16 protein-coding genes and 1 tRNA gene are annotated in these 22,009 nt (G+C 62.3%); 14 read left to right on the forward strand and 3 right to left on the reverse strand.

What is annotated here, in order from left to right; genetic code table 11:
* Nucleotides 1–130: 130 nt before the first annotated feature.
* From CGZ66_RS10350 to CGZ66_RS10375, 6 genes are all read left to right on the forward strand, one after another.
* Nucleotides 131–1,459 carry an adenylate/guanylate cyclase domain-containing protein gene (locus CGZ66_RS10350; RefSeq protein WP_095083935.1) on the forward strand — a complete coding sequence of 443 codons (1,329 nt, stop codon included), beginning with the start codon at nt 131–133 and terminating at the stop codon, nt 1,457–1,459.
* A 164-nt stretch (nt 1,460–1,623) separates the two neighbouring features.
* A complete protein-coding gene (locus CGZ66_RS10355) occupies nt 1,624–3,519 on the forward strand; it encodes an ABC transporter ATP-binding protein (RefSeq protein ID WP_095083936.1) in 1,896 nt (631 codons plus the stop codon).
* Nucleotides 3,516–5,414 (forward strand): ABC transporter substrate-binding protein, encoded by a 1,899-nt coding sequence (locus tag CGZ66_RS10360; protein WP_095083937.1) that lies wholly within the window; start codon nt 3,516–3,518, stop codon nt 5,412–5,414. The genes CGZ66_RS10355 and CGZ66_RS10360 overlap by 4 nt, the downstream gene beginning before the upstream one ends.
* 2 nt (nt 5,415–5,416) lie before the next feature.
* Nucleotides 5,417–6,415, forward strand: a complete 999-nt coding sequence (locus CGZ66_RS10365; RefSeq protein ID WP_095083938.1) for an ABC transporter permease — start codon at nt 5,417–5,419, stop codon at nt 6,413–6,415.
* Nucleotides 6,412–7,593, forward strand: a complete 1,182-nt coding sequence (locus CGZ66_RS10370; protein ID WP_095083939.1) for an ABC transporter permease — start codon at nt 6,412–6,414, stop codon at nt 7,591–7,593. Before CGZ66_RS10365 ends, CGZ66_RS10370 begins: the two co-directional genes overlap by 4 nt.
* A gap of 211 nt (nt 7,594–7,804) precedes the next feature.
* Complete coding sequence (locus tag CGZ66_RS10375) at nt 7,805–8,284, forward strand: class I SAM-dependent methyltransferase (protein ID WP_095083940.1); 480 nt, start codon at nt 7,805–7,807, stop codon at nt 8,282–8,284.
* Nucleotides 8,285–8,530: 246 nt separating this feature from the next.
* Here CGZ66_RS10375 and CGZ66_RS10385 read toward each other — a convergent pair whose 3' ends face one another.
* Entirely contained in the window at nt 8,531–9,946 is a 1,416-nt protein-coding gene (locus CGZ66_RS10385; protein ID WP_095083941.1) for an adenylate/guanylate cyclase domain-containing protein, read from the reverse strand.
* 204 nt (nt 9,947–10,150) lie between these two features.
* On the opposite strand from CGZ66_RS10385, the gene CGZ66_RS10390 reads away from it, so the two are divergent.
* The 3 genes from CGZ66_RS10390 (at nt 10,151) to CGZ66_RS10400 (ending at nt 13,079) form a co-directional block, all read left to right on the forward strand.
* On the forward strand, nt 10,151–10,975 hold the full coding sequence (locus CGZ66_RS10390; RefSeq protein WP_095083942.1) for a hypothetical protein: 825 nt from the start codon (nt 10,151–10,153) through the stop codon (nt 10,973–10,975).
* A gap of 74 nt (nt 10,976–11,049) precedes the next feature.
* Nucleotides 11,050–11,574, forward strand: coding sequence for a GNAT family N-acetyltransferase (locus CGZ66_RS10395; protein WP_095084386.1), 525 nt, complete (start codon nt 11,050–11,052; stop codon nt 11,572–11,574).
* Nucleotides 11,575–11,693: 119 nt separating this feature from the next.
* Nucleotides 11,694–13,079, forward strand: coding sequence for a hypothetical protein (locus tag CGZ66_RS10400; protein ID WP_095083943.1), 1,386 nt, complete (start codon nt 11,694–11,696; stop codon nt 13,077–13,079).
* A gap of 14 nt (nt 13,080–13,093) precedes the next feature.
* Here CGZ66_RS10400 and CGZ66_RS10405 read toward each other — a convergent pair whose 3' ends face one another.
* Entirely contained in the window at nt 13,094–14,863 is a 1,770-nt protein-coding gene (locus CGZ66_RS10405; protein ID WP_095083944.1) for an adenylate/guanylate cyclase domain-containing protein, read from the reverse strand.
* 304 nt (nt 14,864–15,167) lie between these two features.
* On the opposite strand from CGZ66_RS10405, the gene CGZ66_RS10415 reads away from it, so the two are divergent.
* Together CGZ66_RS10415 and CGZ66_RS10420 are read left to right on the forward strand one after the other, a co-directional pair.
* Complete coding sequence (locus tag CGZ66_RS10415; protein WP_143748715.1) at nt 15,168–18,467, forward strand: ATP-binding protein; 3,300 nt, start codon at nt 15,168–15,170, stop codon at nt 18,465–18,467.
* A gap of 17 nt (nt 18,468–18,484) precedes the next feature.
* Entirely contained in the window at nt 18,485–19,165 is a 681-nt protein-coding gene (locus CGZ66_RS10420) for a redoxin domain-containing protein (protein WP_095083946.1), read from the forward strand.
* A 91-nt stretch (nt 19,166–19,256) separates the two neighbouring features.
* Here CGZ66_RS10420 and CGZ66_RS10425 read toward each other — a convergent pair.
* Nucleotides 19,257–19,331: transfer RNA gene (locus CGZ66_RS10425), tRNA-Gly, on the reverse strand.
* Between the two features lie 184 nt (nt 19,332–19,515).
* On the opposite strand from CGZ66_RS10425, the gene CGZ66_RS10430 reads away from it, so the two are divergent.
* From CGZ66_RS10430 to CGZ66_RS10440, 3 genes are all read left to right on the forward strand, one after another.
* Nucleotides 19,516–20,013 (forward strand): prolyl-tRNA synthetase associated domain-containing protein, encoded by a 498-nt coding sequence (locus CGZ66_RS10430; protein ID WP_095083947.1) that lies wholly within the window; start codon nt 19,516–19,518, stop codon nt 20,011–20,013.
* A 77-nt stretch (nt 20,014–20,090) separates the two neighbouring features.
* Complete coding sequence (trxA, locus tag CGZ66_RS10435) at nt 20,091–21,092, forward strand: thioredoxin (RefSeq protein WP_095083948.1); 1,002 nt, start codon at nt 20,091–20,093, stop codon at nt 21,090–21,092.
* 162 nt (nt 21,093–21,254) lie between these two features.
* On the forward strand, nt 21,255–21,926 hold the full coding sequence (locus CGZ66_RS10440; RefSeq protein ID WP_095083949.1) for an LON peptidase substrate-binding domain-containing protein: 672 nt from the start codon (nt 21,255–21,257) through the stop codon (nt 21,924–21,926).
* Nucleotides 21,927–22,009: the final 83 nt, after the last annotated feature.

Consider the following 22,009-nt stretch of genomic DNA (forward strand, 5'->3'; position numbering starts at 1 on the left):
GAAATTGTTCGCCGGCTTTTTCCGCCGAAGCCGGCTTCATTGACTTCGAGGGCCTTATCCTTGGATCGTTGGCGGACTGTGTTGTGGCGGATCAAAGGAGTGGCCCATCTTGGACGGGTTTGGAGATAGCATGAGCACAGAAATTTCCACCATTCTCGTGGATAAGGTTGCCGATTGGCTGACCCAATCCGCGCTCGAGGGCAACGACCTGGAAACGTTGGTAAAAGGCTTTTGTGAGCGGCTGGCTGCCGCCGGCCTGCCACTGAAGCGGGTGCATCTGAGCTTTTCGATGCTTCATCCGCTTTGTGACGCGCTTGGCTTCACCTGGTTTCGCGGCCAGGGCCTCGAAGTAGAAGGCTTCCGCAACGAGGGCGGCGTGCCGTCCGACAGGTTCGTGACCAGCCCATATTACCATCTGCTCAGCAACAAGCTCGACCATCTGCGGCGCCGGTTCGACCCGTCGGTGCCGTCGGAGTTTCCTGTTTTCGATGAACTCAGGCTTATGGGCGTCACCGATTACATGGCTTTCGTCCATCCCTTCAGCGGCAACACCACGCAGGGCATGATGGGGTCTTGGTCGACCGACAGTGCCGCAGGCTTCAGCGACAGCATGATTTCGGCGCTGCTGCGCATCCAGAACCATCTCGCTATCGCAACCAAGATGGCGGTCCTCACCAAGCTCGCCGACAACATGATGACTACTTATCTCGGCGGCGACGCCGGCAGGCGCGTGCTGGACGGCCAGATCAAGCGCGGCGAGGGTGATACAATCCGGGCCGCCCTGGTGATGGCCGATATGCGCGGGTCGTCAAGGCTTGCCGAAACCTCCGGCCGCGAAATCTATATCGATACCCTGAACCAGTTTTTCGACGCCGTTGCCGCACCTTTCAATCGCAAAGGCGGGCAGATCATGAGTTTCATTGGAGATGGCTTCATTGCCGTCTACCCTTGCGAAAGGCACCGCTCGCAGTCCGAGATCGCCTGCCAGGCTGCTCTTGCGGCGGCGCACAAGGCCAGCGCGCGCATGATGGATCTCAATCTGCGCAGGAAGCAGCAAGGGTTGAGCGACATAGGCTTTGGTATCGGCCTGCATGTCGGCAACGTGATGTTTGGCAATGTCGGCCTTACCGACCGGCTGACATTCTCTGTCTTCGGCTCTGCTGTAAACGAGGTCCAGCGCCTCCAGACGCTGACCAAGAAATATCCGCACAGCGTTCTCGCCAGCAAAGATTTCGCCAGCTATTGCGGCACCAACAGCTGGCTGACGCTCGGTAACGAGGAACTGGCGGGCATCAAGAAGCTGACGGTGCTTTCACCCGATCTGTCGGGCGCTCTCGCGCTTGATGAAGACGGTGCGATGGAGCCGATTCACGATCGGATATCGGACGCCGAGCAGGTCATGCTGCTTCATCGCGATGCCGCCCGGCTGTCGGCGGGCGACCGGCGGAAGCTCCAGTAACCGCCACGATCCGATCCGAACGCTTTTGGTCTGCAGTCCGGTCGCCGGTTCCGTCAGGGAACTGACGACCGTTTAGAATCCAAGTTGCTCTGGGCTGGTAATGCGCTAGTCTCGCTTTCTGGGCCTGTCGCCAGGCAGGCCGCCAGAGTGGGGCTGGTGTGAGAATGAATTCGGGTGTTGACCTGCTGCGGATCGAAGATGTTGGCATCTCTTTTGCCATTGTCGGGGGACCGTTGCATGCCGTCAGGCGTGCGAATCTCCGCGTCCTACCAGGCAAGGTTACAGCGCTTGTGGGCGAGTCCGGTTCGGGAAAATCGGTTCTCAGCCAGGCCGTGATGGGCATCTTGCCGAAGACTGCCCATGTTCGCGGACGTATCCTGTTTTCGGATCCTGAAAAGCCCGGCACGACGCAGGATATCCTGCAGATGCCGCGTGACGGACCTGAAATCCGGGCATTGAGAGGCAGCCGCATCGGCAAGATATTCCAGGAGCCGATGACGTCGCTGTCGCCGCTGCACACGATCGGCAACCAGGTCAGCGAATCCCTGCAGATTCATACGCCCATGGCTCGGGCGGAGCGCAAGGCGCGGACCGAGGACATGCTCGGCCTTGTCGGTTTTCCCAATCCCAAGCGCGCCTATGACATGTATCCGTTTGAACTTTCGGGAGGACTGCGTCAGCGCGCCATGATCGCCATGGCGCTTATCTGCCGGCCGGCCTTGCTGATCGCCGACGAGCCGACGACTGCGTTGGACGTCACCATCCAGGCGCAAATCCTGCAGTTGCTGCGCGAGCTTCAGACCAAGCTGAACATGGCGATGCTGCTGATCACGCACGACCTCGGCGTGGTCGCCAATGTCGCCGACGAGGTGGTGGTCATCTACCATGGCGAGATCATGGAAGCGGGACCTGTCGAGGCGATATTCCGCCGGCCAGGTCACCCTTACCTGAAGGGCCTGATGGCAGCCGTTCCGCATTTCGACCTGAAGCCTGGCGAAAGGCTAAAGGCGCTCCGCGAGGTGCCGGTGAATGTCGAGAACCTGCTTGGCAAGCAGACGGCGCCGGCATCGAAGGGGCCGGACGACATCCTGCTGTCGGTCAGGGATCTCGCGAAGACTTTCACCACCCGTAAGTCCGGATGGTTCAGCGGGGGTCATCAAACCTCCGTTCGCGCCGTGGACGGCGTGAGCTTCGATATCAGGCGCGGTGAGTGCCTGGGTCTGGTCGGCGAAAGCGGCTCCGGCAAAACCACCGTCAGCAAGATCCTCATGCGGGCTGTCACCCCCAGTGGCGGCTCCGTGATCTTCAACGGCCGCGATGGACCGATCGAGGTCCTGGAAGCCGAGGGAAACGCCCTGCGCATGCTGCGCGCGAAAATCCAAATGGTCTTCCAGGATCCGGTTTCGTCCCTTTCACCGCGCATGACGGTGGAGAACATCTTGAGCGAGCCGCTGGAAATCCATCAACGTGGCAATGCCGCGTCCCGACTCGCCACGGTCAAGAGCCTGATGCAGGCAATCGGGCTCGATCCGCGCTTCATCAAGCGTTATCCGCACAGTTTCTCCGGCGGGCAGCGCCAGCGTATCGGCATCGCGCGGGCGTTGGCGCTGGGGCCTGAACTCCTTATCTGCGACGAGCCGGTTTCGGCGCTCGATGTCTCTGTCCAGGCGCAGATCCTGAACCTTCTGAAGGACCTGCAGAAGGAACTGGGCCTGACCTACCTGTTCATATCCCACAATCTGGCGGTGGTGGACTACATGGCGGACCGCATCGCGGTGATGTGCGGCGGACGTATCGTCGAGCTTGCGCCACGCGAAATTCTGCTTCGGAAACCGGTCCACCCCTACACGCGCTCACTGGTCGCCGCAGTCCCTTTCCCCGATCTCGACAGGCCCATGGATTTCAAGACGCTGAAGCTCAGCGGCGCTTCCGACACCAGCGCATGGGGACCGCAATTCCGCGACGAGGGCGAGGAGGATGTGCTGTCGCCGCTCGATCTCGGCGGCGGCCACCTCGTGCTGGCCCGACGTTCGGCCGATGTCAGCGAGCTACGCCATTGATCAGCCGGCGCACCATCCTTGGCCTCATGGCTTCGGCATTTCTGCCGGGCACGTCGCGCGCCGGCGATCTGGAGCCGGAATTCCTTCAGCCGGAGCTGAAGGCCAAGGCGCTGCCGGCACTCGCCGAACGCCTGCCCAAGAGCCCGCGCGCGGTGAATGTCGCTGCGATGGGCCGGCAGCCTGGCCAGTATGGCGGCACGCTGCGTACGATCATCGGCAGCCAGAAAGATATCCGGTTGATGACGATCTATGGATATGCTCGCCTGGTCGGCTATGACGAAAAGCTCAACATGCAAGCCGACATTCTCGAAAGTTTCGACGTGGCGGATGATTGTGTCTTCACTTTCAAGATACGGGAAGGGCACAAATGGTCTGACGGTAGCCTGCTGACGCCGGAGGATTTTCGCTATTGCTGGGAAGATGTCTGGCTGAACGATGAGCTTTCGCAGGGCGGGCTCGCCCCGGCCCTGCTGGCGGACGGCAAGCCGCCACGCTTCGAGATCGTCGATCCGTTGACGGTCCGCTATAGTTGGGATGCGCCCAATCCCGACTTCCTGCCCAAGCTCGCCGCTGCTGCGCCGCTATCGCTTCTCCTGCCGGCCGCCTACCTCAAGCAGTTCCACAAGAAATACCAGGATCCGTTCCGGCTCGCCGGCCTAATGAAGGAGAACCGGGCCCGGAAATGGACGCTCCTGCATATCCGCATGTCGCGGCAGTATCGCCCGGAGAACCCGGACCTGCCGACGCTCGATCCCTGGCAGAACCGGACCAAGCCGCCGGCTGAGCAGTTCGTCTTCGAGCGCAACCCGTTCTTTCATCGAATAGACGAGAATGGCCGGCAACTGCCCTATGTCGACCGGATTGTCATGAACGTCAGCTCGTCGACGATCATTTCCGCCAAGACCGGTGCGGGCGAGAGCGACCTGCAAAGCCTGGGAATTGACTTCACCGATTACTCCTTCCTGAAGGATGCGGAGAAGCGCTACCCGGTGAAGATGCATCTGTGGAAACGCACACAGGGTTCGCGGCTGGCGCTGCTGCCCAATCTGAATTGTGCTGACCTGGTGTGGCGTGGCATTTTCCGTGACGTGCGCGTGCGCCGCGCACTTTCGCTGGCTGTGGACAGGCGCGAGATCAATTTGGCTGTGTTCTACGGGTTGGCGCAGGAAAGTGCCGATACGGTGCTGCCGGAGAGCCCGCTCTTCCGGCCGGAATTCGCGAAAGCCTGGGTCGCCCATGATCCCGACCAGGCCAATGCCCTGCTCGACGAGGCCGGGCTTCAGAAGCGTGGCGATGACGGGGTGCGGATACTTCCCGATGGACGCCCGGCGCAAATCATCGTGGAAACGGCCGGCGAAAGCACGCTGGAAACCGACGCGCTCGAACTCATCACCGATCACTGGCGCAAGATCGGCATCGCCCTGTTCATCCGGACTTCGCAGCGCGACATCTTCCGTAGCCGCGCGGTTGGCGGCCAGATCATGATGTCGATGTGGTCGGGCATCGACAATGGCGTGCCGACCCCCGATATGAACCCGTACCAGCTGGCCCCCACCATGGATGACCAGCTGCAATGGCCGCTCTGGGGTGCTCACTATTTGTCTCATGGCAAGATGGGTGAGGCGCCCGATCTTCCGCCTGTGGTCGAGTTGATGGCTTTACTCGCGCGCTGGAACGCATCGACTGAAAGCACGGAGCGCGCCGAAATCTGGACTTCAATGCTGTCAATCTATACCGATCAGGTGTTTTCGATCGGCACGGTGAACGGAACGCATCAGCCGGTTCTGGCATCCTCGCGGCTGCGCAATCTGCCTGACAAGGCGCTCTACGGCTACGACCCGACTTCCTATTTCGGTGTCTATATGCCGGATACATTCTGGCTTGGAGAGTCCTGAGCGTGTTTCGATATCTTGTCTGGCGTATCGCTGTGATGGTTCCAACGCTGCTGATCATATCGGCGCTGGTGTTCACGATCATCGAACTTCCCCCAGGCGACTATTTCGACAGCTATGTTGCCGAACTTCGGGCTCAGGGCGAAGCGGTAGATTCCGACCGCATAGAGATGATGCGCAAGGAATATGGTTTCGACAAACCGATCGTCGTTCGCTACTTCTACTGGGTCGGCGGGATGCTGCAGGGCGATTTCGGCTATTCCTTCGAATATGAGCTGCCGGTTCGCGACGTCGTCGGGGACCGAATGTGGCTGACCGTGCTGGTTTCCTTCGTCACGATCATCTTCACCTGGCTCATCGCCTTTCCGATCGGCATGTACTCCGCCACGCATCAATATAGCTGGGGCGACTACGGCCTGACTTTCTTCGGCCTTCTCGGCCTTGCCATTCCGAACTTCATGCTGGCGCTGATCCTGATGTATTTCGCCAACATCTGGTTCGGCACGTCCATCGGCCATCTCATGGACCAGCAATATCTCGGCGAGGCGATGAGCTGGGCCAAGGCGAAGTCGATCCTCGCCCATCTCTGGATCCCGGTCCTGATCATCGGCACCGGGGGCACGGCAAGCATGATCCGGCGGCTGCGCGCCAATCTGCTCGATGAGCTACACAAGCAATATGTCGTCACCGCGCGCGCCAAAGGCCTTCATCCCTTCAAGGCGCTGGTCAAATATCCGCTGCGCATGGCGCTTAATTTCTTCATTTCCGACATCGGCTCTATCCTGCCGGCCATCATCTCCGGCGCCGAAATCACGGCGATCGTGCTGTCTTTGGAAACGACCGGGCCGATGCTGATCAAGGCGCTGCAAAGCCAGGACATGTACCTGGCAGGGTCGTTCCTGATGTTCCTGGCCTTCCTGACGGTCATCGGCGTCCTGATTTCCGACCTGGCGCTGGCGCTGCTTGATCCACGAATTCGTTTGCAGGGCGGTAGCACCAAATGAACACGCATTCGCCGCTGCCCGCTCCGGGTGCTCCACTGCAACACTACGTTTCCACCGCGCCCCTTGACCTGCAGTCGGTCGAGGCGATGACGCCGGAGCAGTCGAAGGTCTTCCAGGCGTCGCAGTTGCGGTTGATGTGGTGGAAATTCCGAAAACACCGGCTTGCCCTTGTATCCGGCATATTCCTGGCAGTGCTTTATTCCGGGATACTGATCTGCGAGTTCCTGGCGCCCTACAATCTGCACACGCGCAACATGGACTACATCTATGCGCCGCCGCAGCGGGTGCGCCTGTTCCACAACGGCGAGTTCGTCGGGCCGTTCGTCTATGGCCGCCAGATGACGCTGGATATGGACACGCTGAAGCGGAACTACGTCGAGAACCGGGATGATGTTCAGCGGCTCCGTTTCTTCTGCAGGGGCGACAGTTACCTGTTCTGGGGCCTGATCGAAGGTGACAGGCATCTTGTCTGCCCTGCCGAAAACGGCCAGCTCTTTCTGGCCGGCACCGACAGGCTGGGGCGCGATGTGCTCTCGCGCATCATCTATGGCGCACGCATTTCGCTGACGATTGGCCTCGTCGGCATCAGTTTCAGCTTCCTGCTCGGCATCGTCATCGGCGGACTGGCCGGCTATCACGGCGGTATCTTCGACCTGATCGTTCAACGCATCATCGAAGTTCTGCAATCGATCCCCAGCATTCCGCTATGGCTGGCTCTGGCGGCGATCATGCCGATCACCTGGAGTCCGGCGGTGATCTATTTCGGCATCACCGTCATCCTCGGGCTGCTCGACTGGACCGGACTGGCGCGGGCAGTGCGTTCGAAACTTCTGGCCTTGCGCGAGGAGGATTACGTTCTGGCCGCGCAATTGATGGGCGCCAACAGCAGCCGCATCATCGGGCGGCACCTCATTCCCGGCTTCATGTCGCATCTGATCGCGACGGCGACGCTCTCCATACCCAGCATGATCCTGGGCGAGACGGCACTGAGCTTCCTTGGGCTTGGCCTGAGGGCGCCGATAACCAGCTGGGGCATCCTGCTCACCGAGGCGCGCAGCGTCAACGTGATCGCGTTCTATCCATGGCTGCTTTTGCCGATGCTCCCCGTCGTTCTCGTCATCATGGCGTTCAACTTCCTCGGCGATGGCTTGCGGGACGCCGCGGACCCCTACAAGTGAGATCGCTATTCCGCCGCGCGCCGTGCCGCCTGCTCCACCCCGGTGTGACCCTTGCCGGCGGCCTGTCCGGTTGTTGCAATGTTTGCCGTTCGCCTCTATACGCGGCGAAATTCGATCGGGGTTTAACAAGTGCCCTCGGGTTTCAGCCGCGAACCGCCCTGTTCGCGGGCGTCGCCGATTTCTTGGGCTGGTTAAGGACATACAACCGTATATGAGTCGCCTCGAGAGTTTCATCCGTAGGATGACCGCACAGCGCGACATTCTCGATCAAGTCTGTGTCGAGGTGGCGAAGATCGAGGGCCCCGTGCTCGAACTCGGCCTCGGCAATGGCCGGACGTTCCACCACCTACGCGAGCGCCTGCCCGGACGCCGGATCGTGGCGTTCGACCGCGCACTTGCCGCACACGACAGCTCAATTCCCGAGGCTGAAAACCTCGTGCTCGGCGAGATAAGCGAGACGGCGCCCAGGTTCATTGGCATCGACGCCGCTCTTGTCAATGCCGACCTCGGAACCGGCCATGAAGATCGCGATGTGGTGACCCTTAGCTGGCTTCCCGATCTGATCGCGCGCCTGCTTCGCGTCGGTGGCTTCGCGGTCAGCGGCATACCGCTTCATCACCCGCAGTTGCAACGCCTTCCGCCGCCGCCTTCGGTGCCCACCGATCGTCTATTTGTCTATAGGCGTGTGTGAGGGGCCGAGACGCCCGCGTCCCGTTGAAACGAATTCAGGCGACGCGCTTTAAGTCTTTGTTTGTATGCATGTCGTTGCCCCAAAACCGGGGCCACTTTTGGGCGACATGCAGTGCAGCGGTTCACCGTTTCACGGAAACGCCGAACCCGCTCCATCTCTATGTTTTAACGCAATTCCCCAGGGAAAGCGCCACGCGCCTCTCCCGGGAAAACCGTTTCACACTTTTCCTGGAATTGCTGCAAGTATTCAGGGGATCGTATAGACTGCTATCTCCCGCTCAATGCCGCGCAGCGAGACCTCGTGGGGCACGGGCGTCAGCGCTTTCCTGTGCAACAGATCGGCTGTGAGATTGTCGTCGACCACCGCACGAGTGGCGAAGATCGCCTGTGCGGTGGCAAGGTTCTGGACCCGCGAAGCAATGTTGACCGTCTGGCCGAAATAGTCCTGGCGCTCGTTCATGGACACGGCGATGCAGGGGCCCGCATGGACCCCGATCTTGAGCAGCAAATCCTCGCGCCCGCTCTTGTCGTTGAGCGCACGCATGGCATCGCGCATCCTGAGGGCCGCGGCAATCGCACGATCGGGCGTCGCGAAGGTCGCCATCACCGCATCACCGATCGTCTTCACCACCGCGCCTGCCTCCGCCGCGACGATCTCGTGCAGAACCTGGAAATGCTCGCGCACGAGATCGAAGGCTGAAAGGTCGCCCACCCGCTCGTAGAGCGCGGTCGATCCGCGCAGGTCGGTGAACAGGAAGGTCAGGCTGGTGATCTTCAGGCGCTGGTCGATGTCGAGCGTGTCCGCGCGATAGAGATTGCGGAACGTCTGGTTGGTGAGCAGGCGCTTGGCCGTCAGGAAGGGCCGGCGTTTGCTCAGCAAATCATGCAATGCCGGTCCGGCAATGAACACCGTCGGCAGCACGCGGGTGTCGGTCCTGTTTTCCAGCGAAATGCGCATCGGGCCGGGTTGCATCTCCAGCGTCTGGCTCTGGACATGGTCGCGGTCGAAGACCAAGGAGAGGCTTCGGCGCTCCTTTGTTGGTTCGCCCTTTGCGTCGATGAACTGCGCTGAATGGGTGACTGGCTCGAAGACGATAATGAACTCGGGCGGAAGCCGTATGGGCAGAACCGCCTTTTCACCGGGCGCAAGCTCGATACCTTCCAGCAAGAACGCTTCCATCTTTTTGGCGAAATCTTCTTCCGGCAGATCGACGCCGGACGCCCAGTAGATTTGGCGGAAATATTCCAGCAACGGCAGTTCGTGTGGATTGTGGGCAGCAATCCTGCGCACGCGGGGACTGACGGTGAATGTCACCTCGACCATCTCGTCGAGGGTCGGCGGATAGCCCTCGGCGCACAACGCGCATGTGTATTCGTCCTTCTGCAGGGTTTTCAGCGTGGCATTGGTGTCGAGCACGCCGCCACAGCCGGGGCACAGAACATTCCAGGAAATGTCGAAGATGCCCACCCGTGCCGCGTGGAGAAAGGCGCCTATGGTGCGTTCCTCGTCGAGGCCATGTTTGCCGGCGAAGGCTGGCGCATTGATGCGGCAAAGTTCGCGGTCCTGGCCCTCCGCGATAGTTTGCTTGATCGCGTCGATTGCCTGCGGATCGACATCGGTCGATTGCCGCAGAGGCGAGAACAGATCCTGAGGTTCGTTCATCGTGCAGGCTCCGGAAAATGCGCCCCCGAGGCGTGTTGATCCGGACCGCTCTTTGGTCCGAGTCGCCATTTTACTGCGAAACTGACGGTACGGCCATTCGAATAGACAAACCTGGTGACAGTCCAATTTCCATTCAGCAGATTTTCACCGGCCGCAAGCGGCACTATGATGGTACATTGGGCATTCATTTTTGGGGCTTCTCCCGTGCCGACATCCGACAATCCGCCATTTCCCGCGGCTCTGCGCCTTTTCTCCGCAGGGGTTATCATCGTCCTGATCGTAGGCGCCGGCCTGTTTTTCGCACCGGCACTGGTCAAGCCGCGCTGGCCCTGGCCCGTCACGCCATTCAGTGCCCGCTTCCTCGGCGGCTTCTACACCGCCGAAATGGCGGTGATGGCGGCGCTCTTGTTCTGGAATCGCTGGTCGCCCGGCAGGCTGGTGCTCGTCATGGCCTTCATCTTCACCGTCATCGTGTCGGCGGTTTCGTTGATCAATCTTGGCTATTTCAATTTCGAGCGCAAAGCGGCCTGGCTCTGGTTCCTGGTCTATCTTGCCTCGGCCGCGGTATCCGGGCTGTTCCTGTGGCGGGCCAGGGCCCGTCCTTCAGCAAGAGGCGTGACCCTAAACCCCGCATGGCGCGGCTACATGTTGGCGGAAACGGTGATCCTTGGGCTCTATGGCGTCGGCATGTTGCTGTTTCCCGTGGTGGTCAGCAGCACCTGGCCATGGCCGGTCGATCCTTTCCACGCCCAGGTCTACAGCGCCATCTTCCTCGCTGGCGCTGGCGGCGCATATCTGGTCTGGAAAAGCGCGCCGCGCGAGGAACTGCTGGTGCTTGGCCTGGCGCAGTTTCTGGTTGGCCTGCTTGCCATCCTTGGTCTCGTCATCACCGACGCTGCGGTGCATCGGATCGACTGGACGGCGCCCAAGACATTGTGCTGGCTTGCCCTTTTCGGCTGGATCGGCATCAGCGGCGTCTTCAAACTCTCCGCCGCCTCCCGCTATTTCAACGCGCAATCGGCAGCATAGCTTGCAGAGATAGCTGGATTTTCAGGTGACGTCCGGTGCATCGTGCCGGGCCTATTGCCTTCGCCGGGAACGCCATGACCAGCACGACCTCGCCATCCTCCGAGAAAATCCAGCCGCAGCTCCGCGCCATCAGGCCAAGCGATGCGGAAGCGCTTTGCGCTATCTTCAACATGCCGGGCTTCCGCTGGGGCACGCTCAGGATGCCCTTCGAGATGGTGGAGCAGGTGGAGCGGCGCATCGCCAAGGCCGGCCAGGAAACCACCTGGATCGTCGCGGAGCTGGACGGCAAGGTCGTCGGCCATGGCAGCCTGATCGTGCAGGGGTCGCCACGCCGGTCGCATATCGGCGAGATCAATATCGGCCTTGACGATGGCTTTGTCGGCAAGGGCATCGGCTCTGCCATACTTGGCGCGCTGCTTGACGTGGCCGATAACTGGCGCGCCCTGAAGCGGGTCGAATTGACCGTCTATGCCGACAACGAACCGGCCGTCCGTCTCTACACAAGCCATGGCTTCGAGGTCGAAGGTCGGCATGTGAAGGCGGGTTTTACCGACGGGCAGTACCACGACCTGCTGAGCATGGCCCGACTGCGGTTTTGAGATCCGCTGTTTGGAGACTTATCCGTTTTGATCGAGTTGACGATCTATGTGTGGGCCGGCCGGGTCCAGCAAGTCTGGTCTCCCTTGGCGTTTGCACCGCGAGCGGCTAGACGGGACCAATGACCGCCATCTCTGACCCAACCGCTGCGCCTCCGGCGGAAATTCTGGCTGTGCTGTCGCTGCTCTGCCCGGAAGTCGTGCGTGACATCGAGCAGAGCTGGAATGCGCCGGTTTCCGATTACGCCCGCCATCTGTGGCGGCCGGTGGCAAGGCCTGCGTCGGGCCCGGCGATCGCTGCTCGCTCGATCCTGCGCGACGTCCTGCATCAGCGCCTTGGTGCGATCATGCAGCCTGAAGAGATCGGCAAGGCCCTCGAAGAGTTCGAGCGCAGACCGGTGATCCAGTCCGGCCTGCACTGCCTGCTGCTGATGGACCGGATCACCTTCGATGCCCTCCTGCTTGCCTGGCTCGGCGCGGTCGAAAACGGGCTGTCGGCCTTCGTCGGCTTCATGGGAACGACAATGACCATGGAGACGAATGGCCGGGAGGGGCCGGGGTGGCTCGATGTCGGCGACGACAAGGTCAATTTGTTTGGCATGGGGCGCCACAAACTGTGCCGCAAGAGCGCCTGCGTGGCCGGTCCCGTCTCCCTCAACAAGCGCGCCCTCGAAGCGGTGGGCGATGAAACGGATGCCAGCCGCTGGCTGGGCACGCTGCTTGCCAGCCACGACAAGGTGTTTGGGACCGCCGCCGATGCGCTGACGGCCCTCAACGAGGATCTGGTCGCCGATTGGGATCGTTCCGGCATGGCCCGGCCGGTCTTCATCGATGATCGGCTCGCCGCGGCCGCCATGGCGCGGCATCTGGAACATGACGGCAGCCTTCTTTCCAGGCTGCTCATCGATCCGGCAAGGCGCCAGCGTCTCGAACGTGCCTTGCAAGAGGCGGCATCGGGCCCATTTGGCAGATTCCTGCCCAATAGCACGGCCTATTTCTGGGGCATCCGCGAGGAACGCGTGCGCAAGCTCGTGCTCGAGAACGGGTACCTGATCGAGCCTGACAGGCCGCATGGTCTCTCCATCCCGTTCGAGCGGCCGCATCTCAGGCAGGCGCTGCTGGACGGCGTGCTGCTGCCGAACTTGTTCCTGATGTTCCTCGTCCTTGCCATCTTGCCGCGCGTGCGGGTCGTGGGCGGCCTGAGGCAGATCGGCTATGTAGCGCTTTTCCACTCGATCCTGCTGGCAGCGCTAGACGAAAACGCGCCGGAAGAGCGCGATCTGGCTGAGGAGCTGCAGGTTCGGGAAAATGCTTGGGGCATGCGGGTCATCGATGAAAAGATCTCGGTCCGCGAGCAACTCGCCGGCCTACCGGAAGGGGCGCTTTTCCCGGACCTGCTGCGGCAATACCGCTTTCGGAGCTTTGCCGAGACGACCGACGACCTGAAACTGGTTCGCGAAAACGCCCGATGGCGCAAGATCGGCCAGGCAGGCATCAGGGCGACCTGACATCGCCGCAACTGTCATTGCACGACCCCGGCCTTGCGGAGCCCATCCACCACGAGTTCGAAATCGGCAGGATTCTTGTAGGGCAAGACCTTGCGACGGTATTCCAGCGAATAGTCGGGATTGAGGCGAAGCACCTCCTGCCATGCCGCGCGGGCCTCGGCGAAACGGCTGAGATGGCCGTAGCAGGCGGCCAGAAGCGCACGCGAGACGTCGGTGGTAGCGTTGCGAGCCAGCCGTTGCTGCAAGAGGTCGACGGCCTCTTCGTACCTTCCCAGATGAAACGCGGCCAAAGCCTGGAAGTGCAGAAGTACATCGGGAAAGTACGGATTCAAGGTCTTCCCCCGGGCGAAACTCTCAAGGGCCTCCTCGGGTCTGCCCGAATAGTACAGCGCCTCGCCGAGGATGACGTGCCCTTCGGCGAAGTTCGGATTGAGGGCGATCGCGTGCTCGGCTTCGTCGATGGCCCCATCGTGCCGTCGTGTGTACAGCTTGGCTATAGCCAACGCCCAGTGCGCCCAGGGATCGCTGCCATCCAGCGTTACCGCTCGCGTTGCGACCTCTTCCGCTTGCGCCATCGATTCCGGCGGCGAGGCACTCCACCTGTTCAGGTAATCGAGTCCGTGCGTAAGGGCGAGGAAAGCGTGGGCAGAGGCAAAGTTCGGGTCCAGGTCGATGGCACGTTGCAAGACGTCGCGGGCTGCGACGTTGGTCTCCTTCGTCAGCCGGTGCCACAGCTCCCGGCCCCGCAGAAAACAGTCATACGCCTCCGCGTTGCGTGGGTGCTCAGGCGCCAGCCGCTGACGGTCACCCTCAGTCAGATTGAGCGCCAGCGCACCGACGATCTGCTGTGTCACGTCGTCCTGCACGGCGAATATGTCGGTCAGCTCGCGATCGAACCGCTCCGCCCAAAGATGGCCGCCCGAGGTTGCATCGATGAGCTGCGCGGTGATGCGCACCCTGTTCCCCGACTTGCGTACGCTGCCCTCAAGTACATGCCGCACGCCGAGCTTCGTGCCCACCTCCTGCACCTGGACGTTCTGGCCCTTGAAGGTGAACGACGAATTGCGCGCGATGACGAAGAGCTGCGACAGTTTGGACAGCGCCGTGATGATGTCCTCGGAGATGCCGTCGGCGAAATAGTCCTGTTCGGCGTCGCCGCTCATGTTGGCGAACGGCAGGACGGCGATCGACAGCTTCGGCGGCGCTGCCGTCGCGGGTCGGCTTGCGATTTCCGAGGTCGCGGCCGCCCTGGTCCCGGCGCTGCCGACTTGCAGCGAATAGACCCGGATCGGCTCGGCGATGTTCTTGAGCTGCGTGCTGCCCAGATCGCTGACCGAGAGGTCGAGCCTCGCCTTGACCTGGCGGTAGGCATCCTCGGACAGGCAGATGGCGCCGGGCGCCGCGACGCCCTCCAAACGCGAGGCGATGTTGACGCCGTCGCCCATCAGGTCGCCGTCGCTTTCCTCGACCACATCCCCCAGATGGATGCCGATCCTGAACTCGATGCGGCGGTCCTGCGGCACGCCGGCATTGCGCTCGACCATGCCATTCTGAACCTCAACGGCGCAGCGCACGGCATCGACCACGCTGCGGAACTCGACCAGCGCTCCATCTCCGGTGCGCTTGATCACCCGCCCGTTGTGCACGGCGATGATCGGGTCGATCAGGTCGCTGCGCAGGGCCCGCAACCTCGCCAAAGTACGATCTTCGTCCGCGCTTGCGAGCCGGCTGTATCCGACGACATCTGCGGCCAGGATTGCGGCCAGCTTGCGATTCTCGCTCATCGGTCCGTCTCCTCGTCCCCACAATAGCAGGAAGACGGAGGGTACGAGGGAACTTTCGCAAACGACGGCTATGCAGCCGCCCGAATCGCCAGCGCTCCGCCCGGGATCCACACGGATCGCTCGATGCCGATTTGCGCTGCCGCTTGCTGGTCGACGCCTAACGGTTCATCCTTGTGAGAACCCTGGCCGTGACGTGCGTGGGGAATCACGCCGCCGCGGCCGCTTTAGGTCTTTGTTTTTATGCATGTCGTTGTCCCAAAACCGGGTCCACTTTTGGGCGACATGCATTGGTGAGGTCTTGTCGATGGACTGCTCGGGCTGCGGTTTCGAGGTTGAGAGCGGATTCGCTTTCTGTCCGAGGTGTGGCAAGCGCCAGCCCGTGCCATGCGCCAGTTGCGGCTACCCCTGCGCACCTGATTTCGAGTTCTGTCCGAAATGCGGGGCAAGCGTCGGTGCGGCCGCAAAAGCTGTCGAACGGCCTGCTCCGACACAGAGCCGGACCATCGTGCCGCCTTCTCGAACGCCGTCGCTGCTTGCGAACATCGAGAGCGACGATGGGCTGCATCCCGTCTCCGACGCCGATCGCCGGACGGTGACGGTCCTCTTCGCCGACCTTTGCGGCTTCACGACACTCAGCGAGCAGCTCGACCCCGAGGTGATGCAAGCACTGCAGAACGAACTGTTCAAGGAATTGACGGCGGCCGTGCAAAACTTTGGCGGTTTCGTCGACAAATTCATCGGCGACGCACTGCTCGCTCTGTTCGGTGCGCCGGTCGCGCATGAGGACGATCCGGAACGTGCGCTTCGCGCCGCTCTCGACATGATCGCCCGGACGGCGCGGCTGGGCGAAAGCGCCCCCCACTCCGGCTCGCCCCTGTTGCTCCACATCGGCATAAACACCGGCCCGGTCGTCACTGGCGGATTGGGCATCGGCACCGCCAAATCCTATTCGGTGACCGGCGACACCGTGAATACGGCGCAACGCCTGCAATCACTGGCCGCACCGGGTGAGGTGCTGGTGGGCGAGCTCACTCACAGGCTGACCCGGCATGCCTTCTCTTACCAGCCGCTGGGTGATGTCGTGCTTCGCGGCAAGGCTGGCAGTGTGCTCGTCCATCGTCTGGATGCACCGCTCGCGGCGCCGCGTGCGGCACGTGGGCTTGAGGCGCTCGGCCTCAGCGCACCGATGATAGGCCGTGATGCGGAGCTGCATAGAATGCTGGCGAGCCTTGACCAGGCGTGCGGCGGCTCGGCCCAACTCGTCCGCCTCGTTGGAGAAGCCGGTATCGGGAAATCGCGGCTGGTGAAGGAGTTCGTCGCCCGCGTCGGCGACGAGGATCGTTTTCGCAACGTCGCCGTGCGGCAGGCCACGTGCTCACCGCTGGGCGAACGATCGTTTGGCGCCTTGGGCGCGGTGGTGCGCAGCGCTGCCGGGATGATGAAGAACGACACCGGGGACGGAATGCGGGGGAAGCTCGCAGGCTTGTTGACCGATCTCGGCCTGCAGGGCGAGGAGGCGAAGCGGCTGATGCCCTTGCTCTACCATGTGCTTGGCCTTGGCGACCCCGATGCCACCTTGCAGCATGTCGAGCCCGAGCAGCTGCGGCGGCAAATTCTCTACGCAGTCCGCACGATCATCGAACGGCGGCTTGCGTTGTCGCCGCTGTTGATCGTCGTCGAAGATCTGCATTGGGCCGACGCCGTGTCGCTCGAAGCACTGCGTTTCGTGATGGACAGGTTGGAACGCACGCGGCTGATGCTGCTGGTCACGCATCGTCCGGAGCCGGACCACGGCCAGCTCGACTCAAGTCGGGTCAGTCACACAGCGCTCAGGCTTTCGCCGCTCAGCCGCGATGACGGACGCAGCCTGCTGGCGGCGCTTTTCGGCGAGAGCTGGGTAAACTCCGCAGGAACGCTTCTTGACCAGATCCTCGAGCGCGCGGGCGGCAACCCCCTTTTTATCGAGGAGATCGTTCGCGGCCTTATCGATCGCGGTGTCCTGGTGCGCGAGGGCCAGCAATGGCGCACTGTGGCAGGCGAAGCCGCAACCGGCATTCCCGCCACGATCCAGGCAATGTTGCTTGCCCGTGTCGACCGGCTGCCCCAGGAGGTGCGCCGGTTGGCCCAGGAAGCCGCGGTGATCGGCCCGCGCTTCGATGCCATACTTCTGAAAGCCGTGACAGCCGACCCCGGCCGGCTGGAATCCGGCTGCGAACTGCTTTGCGATGCGGAAATCATCGAGGAAGTTGCCGGATCAGGCTCGGTCTCGTCGCAAAGCTACCGTTTTACGCAAACTTTGCTGCAGGACGTGATCTACCAGAATCTGCTTCTGCAGCGCCGGACCGACATCCACGGGCGGGTCGGTGCTGCCTTGGAGCAACTGTGCGGCGACAGACCGGAACGGCTCGAGGATTTGACCGTGCTCGGCCATCATTTCGCACAGAGCGCTGAGCGGGAGAAGGGCGCGCACTATCTGCAGGCGGCGGGCGATCGCGCTCGCATGATCTACGCCAACGACGACGCCCTTCGTTTCTACGAGCGGGCACTGACTGCGTTGGGTGTGACCGGGCAAACACCGCTCAAACTGGCGATTGCAGAGCGCATTGCCGATTTGAGCGGCCCGGCAGGCCGCCGCGAGATCGCGCACCACCATTACGAGACGGTGTTGCAGGCCTACCGCGAGTCAGCCGATCGTGTCGCTTCGGCGCGCGTTTTGCGCAAGATCGGTCGGCTGCTCTGGGACGTCGGCAAGCGCGACAACGCAGAATCCCGCTATGCCGAAGCGGCAGCGTTCCTCGATGGAGCGGATGCCCCGATCGAGCAGGCGCATCTGTGGCAAGAGCGTGGCCGACAGGCGTTCCGCAGCGGGGATCACGCGCTCGCGGCAAAATGGGCGGATGCGGCGCTGGATTGCGTGCGCACCCTGACAACGGAGCATGTCTCCGAGGCCGGGCGTGATGCCACTCTTGTGACCGCCGAGGCCCTCAATACCAAGGCAGTCGCGCTGGCTCGCCTTGGGCGAAACCGGGAAGCCGTGGGTCAGGTCGAGCGTAGCATCGAATTGGCCGAAGCCGCCGGTCTGCTGGGGGCGGCCTGCCGCGGCTACACCAATCTCGGCGTGCTTTACACGACCATCGATCCGACACAGGCGATGGCGGTCTGTCGGCGCGGTCTCGAAGTGGCGCGCCATATTGGTGACCTGGGTTTCCAGGCGCGCCTCCTCGCCAATCTGGCGGTCGCTTGTTGTACCTTCACGGATCGCTGTCCGACGGAGGGCGTCCCTGCTGCCGAGAAGGCCATCGAGATCGACCGGGCGCTCGACCAGCGCGAGCACCTGCCGGTGCCGTTGATCGTGCTTGGGCAGATCCACCAGTGCAACGGCCGTCCGGAACTGGCGGTCGGCTTGTTCCACGAAGCCCTGGACGTAGCCCGCGAAACGGGCGAACCCCAACTGCTGTTTCCGTGCTATGATGGTCTCGCAACGCTTAATCTCGACATCGACAATCTGGCCGAGGCCGAACGCTACTTTTCCTTGGCGCAGGGTATATGCGCCCAGCACGGGCTCGACCCGGAAGCGCTTGTGGTGCTGCCTTTTCTCGACTAGCCGGGTGGGAGGTTGAAATGTCCGCGCCTCGTGACTTGGTACCGCTTCAACCGGGTGACCGCGCGCCGAACGTGGTACTCGACGCCATTACCCAGGAAGGCAAGATCGCGCTAGACGACTTCCGCGGACAAAAACCGGTGCTGGTCGGCTTGTTTCGAGGTCTGCATTGTGCGTTTTGTCGGCGCCATATCGCCGCCCAGGCGCGGCTTGATCCGGAGCTGCGCGAGAAGGGCGTGGAGAGCCTGACGGTGGTCAACACGCCGATCGAACGGGCGCGCCTCTACTTCCGCTACCACCCGATGCCGAATCTGCTTGCGGCCTCAGACCCTGAACGTGCTTCACATCGTGCTTTTGGACTGCCCAATCTCGAATTCACCCAAAACGAGACGAACTGGCCGTACAAGGTCTCGATGGCAGCGGTAAAGGATATGCGGATTGAGATGCCAGGCGAGTTGCCTGGTCCTTTGGATCCTTTGGCGGCCGGCGAAATCCTCGACAAGAGGGACCATTACGAACTGACCGAAGCCGACGAGCAGATGTTGGCAACCGGGCACGGACAACTGGTCGGTCAGTTCCTTTTGGACCGGCAGGGGATCGTGCGCTGGAGCTTCACGGAGGTTCCAGAGGGTGGGCGATACATGTTTGGGGCGCCAAGCCCGCAGGAGCTGATGTCAGCCGTGTACCAAGTCGCCCAATAGGTTTGCGCCTCCACATTGCCGGCTGCAAGGCCATGTAAGCAAAAGGCGCCCCGAAGGGCGCCTCTTAGTCGCTTGATTTCCTGAAGGAAACTGGAGCGGGTGAAGCGATTCGAACGCTCGACCCCAACCTTGGCAAGGTTGTGCTCTACCCCTGAGCTACACCCGCTCACACGGCGTCTTGGCCGCAAGCCGGGCCTATATGGCTGAAGAGCGCGGCGATTGCAACAGGGAAATGTCAGGCATTTTGCTATGCGGCGGGCGCACTCGCCGCGATGTCGCATGACGGTCTTGTGTCGGCTGCCCCATTGGCCGTAAACGGCTTGGCAGGAAGCGGGACGAAGACAAAACCGATGCCGAAGACCGAAGCTGAGCTGATGGAATTTCTTGCCGAACTCGGGATCGCTGCCTCGACGCGGCGCCATCCGCCGCTGTTCACGGTTGCCGATTCGCAGGCGCTGCGCGGCGAAATCGCCGGTGGCCACACCAAAAACCTGTTCCTGAAGGACAAGAAGGACAATTTCTTCCTGGTCAGCGTCGGCGAGGACGCGGTCGTCGACCTGAAGCAGATCCACCAGGTGATCGGCGCTGCCGGCCGCGTGTCCTTCGGTAAGCCGGAGATGCTGATGGAGCTGCTCGGCGTGACGCCGGGGGCGGTCACGGTGTTCGGCCTGATCAACGACGCTGTGGGCCGGGTCAAGGTGGTTCTCGACAAGGCGCTGATGGACCATGCGGTGATCAACGCGCATCCGCTGACCAATGAGGCGACGACGTCGGTCGCAGCGGCGGACCTGATCAGATTCGTCGAGGCAACCGGCCACGATGCTGCTATCTTGAAAGTCTCCGCGTGATCGCCACATGGATGGCCTAAGTCAGATTGTCTGAAAGCGCCTGGCCGCCGGCGGCCGCGCCACGGAAGGGTAAAGAGATGAGCGACAACAATCCGTTTGGAAGCCATGGCGGCCAATATTCCACCACCGTGCAATATGGTGGAACCGAGGCTCCGCGCGCGAAGGCCGCGCTTGGCGAGGCGCCGCTGGCCGCCGCCCCAGGGGCCACCGATGTGATCAAGGACACGACGACCGCCGCCTTTGCCGCCGACGTCATCCAGGAATCGCGCCGTCAACCGGTGCTGGTCGATTTCTGGGCACCCTGGTGCGGGCCTTGCAAGCAGCTGACGCCGCAACTGGAGAAGGCCGTCAAGGCCGCCGGCGGCAGGGTCAAGCTGGTCAAGATGAACATCGACGACCATCCCTCGATCGCCGGCCAGCTCGGCATCCAGTCGATCCCGGCGGTCATCGCCTTCAAGGACGGCCAGCCGGTCGACGGCTTCATGGGCGCGATCCCTGAGAGCCAGATCGCCGAATTCATCACCAAGGTCGGCGGCAAGGGCAATGGTGCGCCGCCGGTGGCCGAGGCCCTGGCCGCCGCAGCCGAGGCGCGCGAGGCCGGCGACATGCAGACCGCGGCCGACAACTACGACGCCATCCTGGCGCAGGCGCCGGAGACGGTCGAGGCGATTGGCGGGCTGGGCGACCTGTTGTTCGAGGCTGGTGACATCGAGGGCGCCGAGTCCTTGCTGGCAACGGCGCCCGAGGCCAAGAAGGATGCGCCACCGCTGGCCGCCCTGCGCGCCAAGATCGCGTTGGCGGCGCAAGCGGCAGCGCTTGGCAACCCGGCCGAGTTCGAGCGGCGCCTGGCCGAGAACCCCGGCGATCATCAGGCGCGTTTCGACCTGGCCATGATCCAGAACGCCAATGGCGATCGCACGGCGGCGGCCGACAACCTGTTGGCCATCATCAAGGCCGACCGCGCCTGGAACGAGGACGGCGCCAAGACGCAATTGCTGCAACTGTTCGAGGCCTGGGGCATGACCGACGAGGCGACGCTTGCGGCGCGCCGCAAATTGTCGTCGCTGCTGTTTTCCTGAGCCGGTTACTGATTTTTTTGGTCGCGCAGGCTTGCGGCCGGCGGCCATCGCGCCAGATTACCAGTGACCAATGCATGTCGCGCAAAAGTGGCCCCGGCTCTGCGAAAGGGATATGCATAGAAGCAACACCCGCTTCCCTATGGAAGCGATCGGAGGATTGAGGTGCAAGCGGGAAACGCGCATTACCGGCTCGCCAAGAATTTGCCGTCGACGATCCCGATCTTTCCGCTCGAGGGTGCGCTTTTGCTGCCGGGAGGCCGGATGCCGCTCAACGTCTTCGAGCCGCGCTACCTGCAGATGGTGGACGAGGCCATTGCCGGCTCGCGGCTCATCGGCATCATCCAGCCCAGCCTCGATGGCGCCTTGCGCGACGACGGTGAGCCGGAGCTCTGCAATGTCGGCTGCGCCGGGCGCATCATCGCCTTTTCCGAAACCGGCGACGGCCGCTATCTGATTTCGCTGCAGGGCGTTTGCCGGTTCCGCATCGCCCACGAGCTGACGGTCAAGACGCCGTTTCGCCAGTGCAAGCTGGCGCCCTTCCTGGCCGATCTCGACGAGGACCAGGCGGCGAACGAGATCGACCGGCCATCGCTGCTCAAGGCGTTTCGCGCCTATCTGCAGGCCAATGACCTCGAAGCCGATTGGGAAAGCGTCAGCCGGGCCGAAAACGCCATGCTGGTCAACGCGCTGTCGATGATGGCGCCCTATGGGCCGGCCGAGAAACAGGCGCTGCTCGAGGCGGCGGATCTGAAGACACGGGCCGAAACGCTTATCGCCATCACCGAAATGGCGCTGGCGCGCGAGAATGAGGATTTTGGTTCGAGCCTGCAATGAGATGTGTCGATGTTTAGCTGGCCTGCAAACGACAAATTACCTGCGTTGGCGGCCTGACCTTGCTCTCGACACATCTTGGGTCC

It is taken from the genome of Mesorhizobium sophorae (assembly GCF_002270415.1).
In the GTDB taxonomy this organism is placed as follows: Bacteria; Pseudomonadota; Alphaproteobacteria; order Rhizobiales; family Rhizobiaceae; genus Mesorhizobium; species Mesorhizobium sophorae.

Coding starts and splice junctions, on each gene's coding strand:
- CGZ66_RS10370 (WP_095083939.1), top strand. CDS start 6,412: ATGAACACGCATTCGCCGCTGCCCGCTCCGGGTGCTCCACTGCAACAC.
- CGZ66_RS10395 (WP_095084386.1), top strand. CDS start 11,050: ATGACCAGCACGACCTCGCCATCCTCCGAGAAAATCCAGCCGCAGCTC.
- CGZ66_RS10430 (WP_095083947.1), top strand. CDS start 19,516: ATGCCGAAGACCGAAGCTGAGCTGATGGAATTTCTTGCCGAACTCGGG.
- CGZ66_RS10375 (WP_095083940.1), top strand. CDS start 7,805: ATGAGTCGCCTCGAGAGTTTCATCCGTAGGATGACCGCACAGCGCGAC.
- trxA (WP_095083948.1), top strand. CDS start 20,091: ATGAGCGACAACAATCCGTTTGGAAGCCATGGCGGCCAATATTCCACC.
- CGZ66_RS10350 (WP_095083935.1), top strand. CDS start 131: ATGAGCACAGAAATTTCCACCATTCTCGTGGATAAGGTTGCCGATTGG.
- CGZ66_RS10405 (WP_095083944.1), bottom strand. CDS start 14,863: ATGAGCGAGAATCGCAAGCTGGCCGCAATCCTGGCCGCAGATGTCGTC.
- CGZ66_RS10355 (WP_095083936.1), top strand. CDS start 1,624: ATGAATTCGGGTGTTGACCTGCTGCGGATCGAAGATGTTGGCATCTCT.
- CGZ66_RS10385 (WP_095083941.1), bottom strand. CDS start 9,946: ATGAACGAACCTCAGGATCTGTTCTCGCCTCTGCGGCAATCGACCGAT.
- CGZ66_RS10400 (WP_095083943.1), top strand. CDS start 11,694: ATGACCGCCATCTCTGACCCAACCGCTGCGCCTCCGGCGGAAATTCTG.
- CGZ66_RS10420 (WP_095083946.1), top strand. CDS start 18,485: ATGTCCGCGCCTCGTGACTTGGTACCGCTTCAACCGGGTGACCGCGCG.
- CGZ66_RS10415 (WP_143748715.1), top strand. CDS start 15,168: ATGGACTGCTCGGGCTGCGGTTTCGAGGTTGAGAGCGGATTCGCTTTC.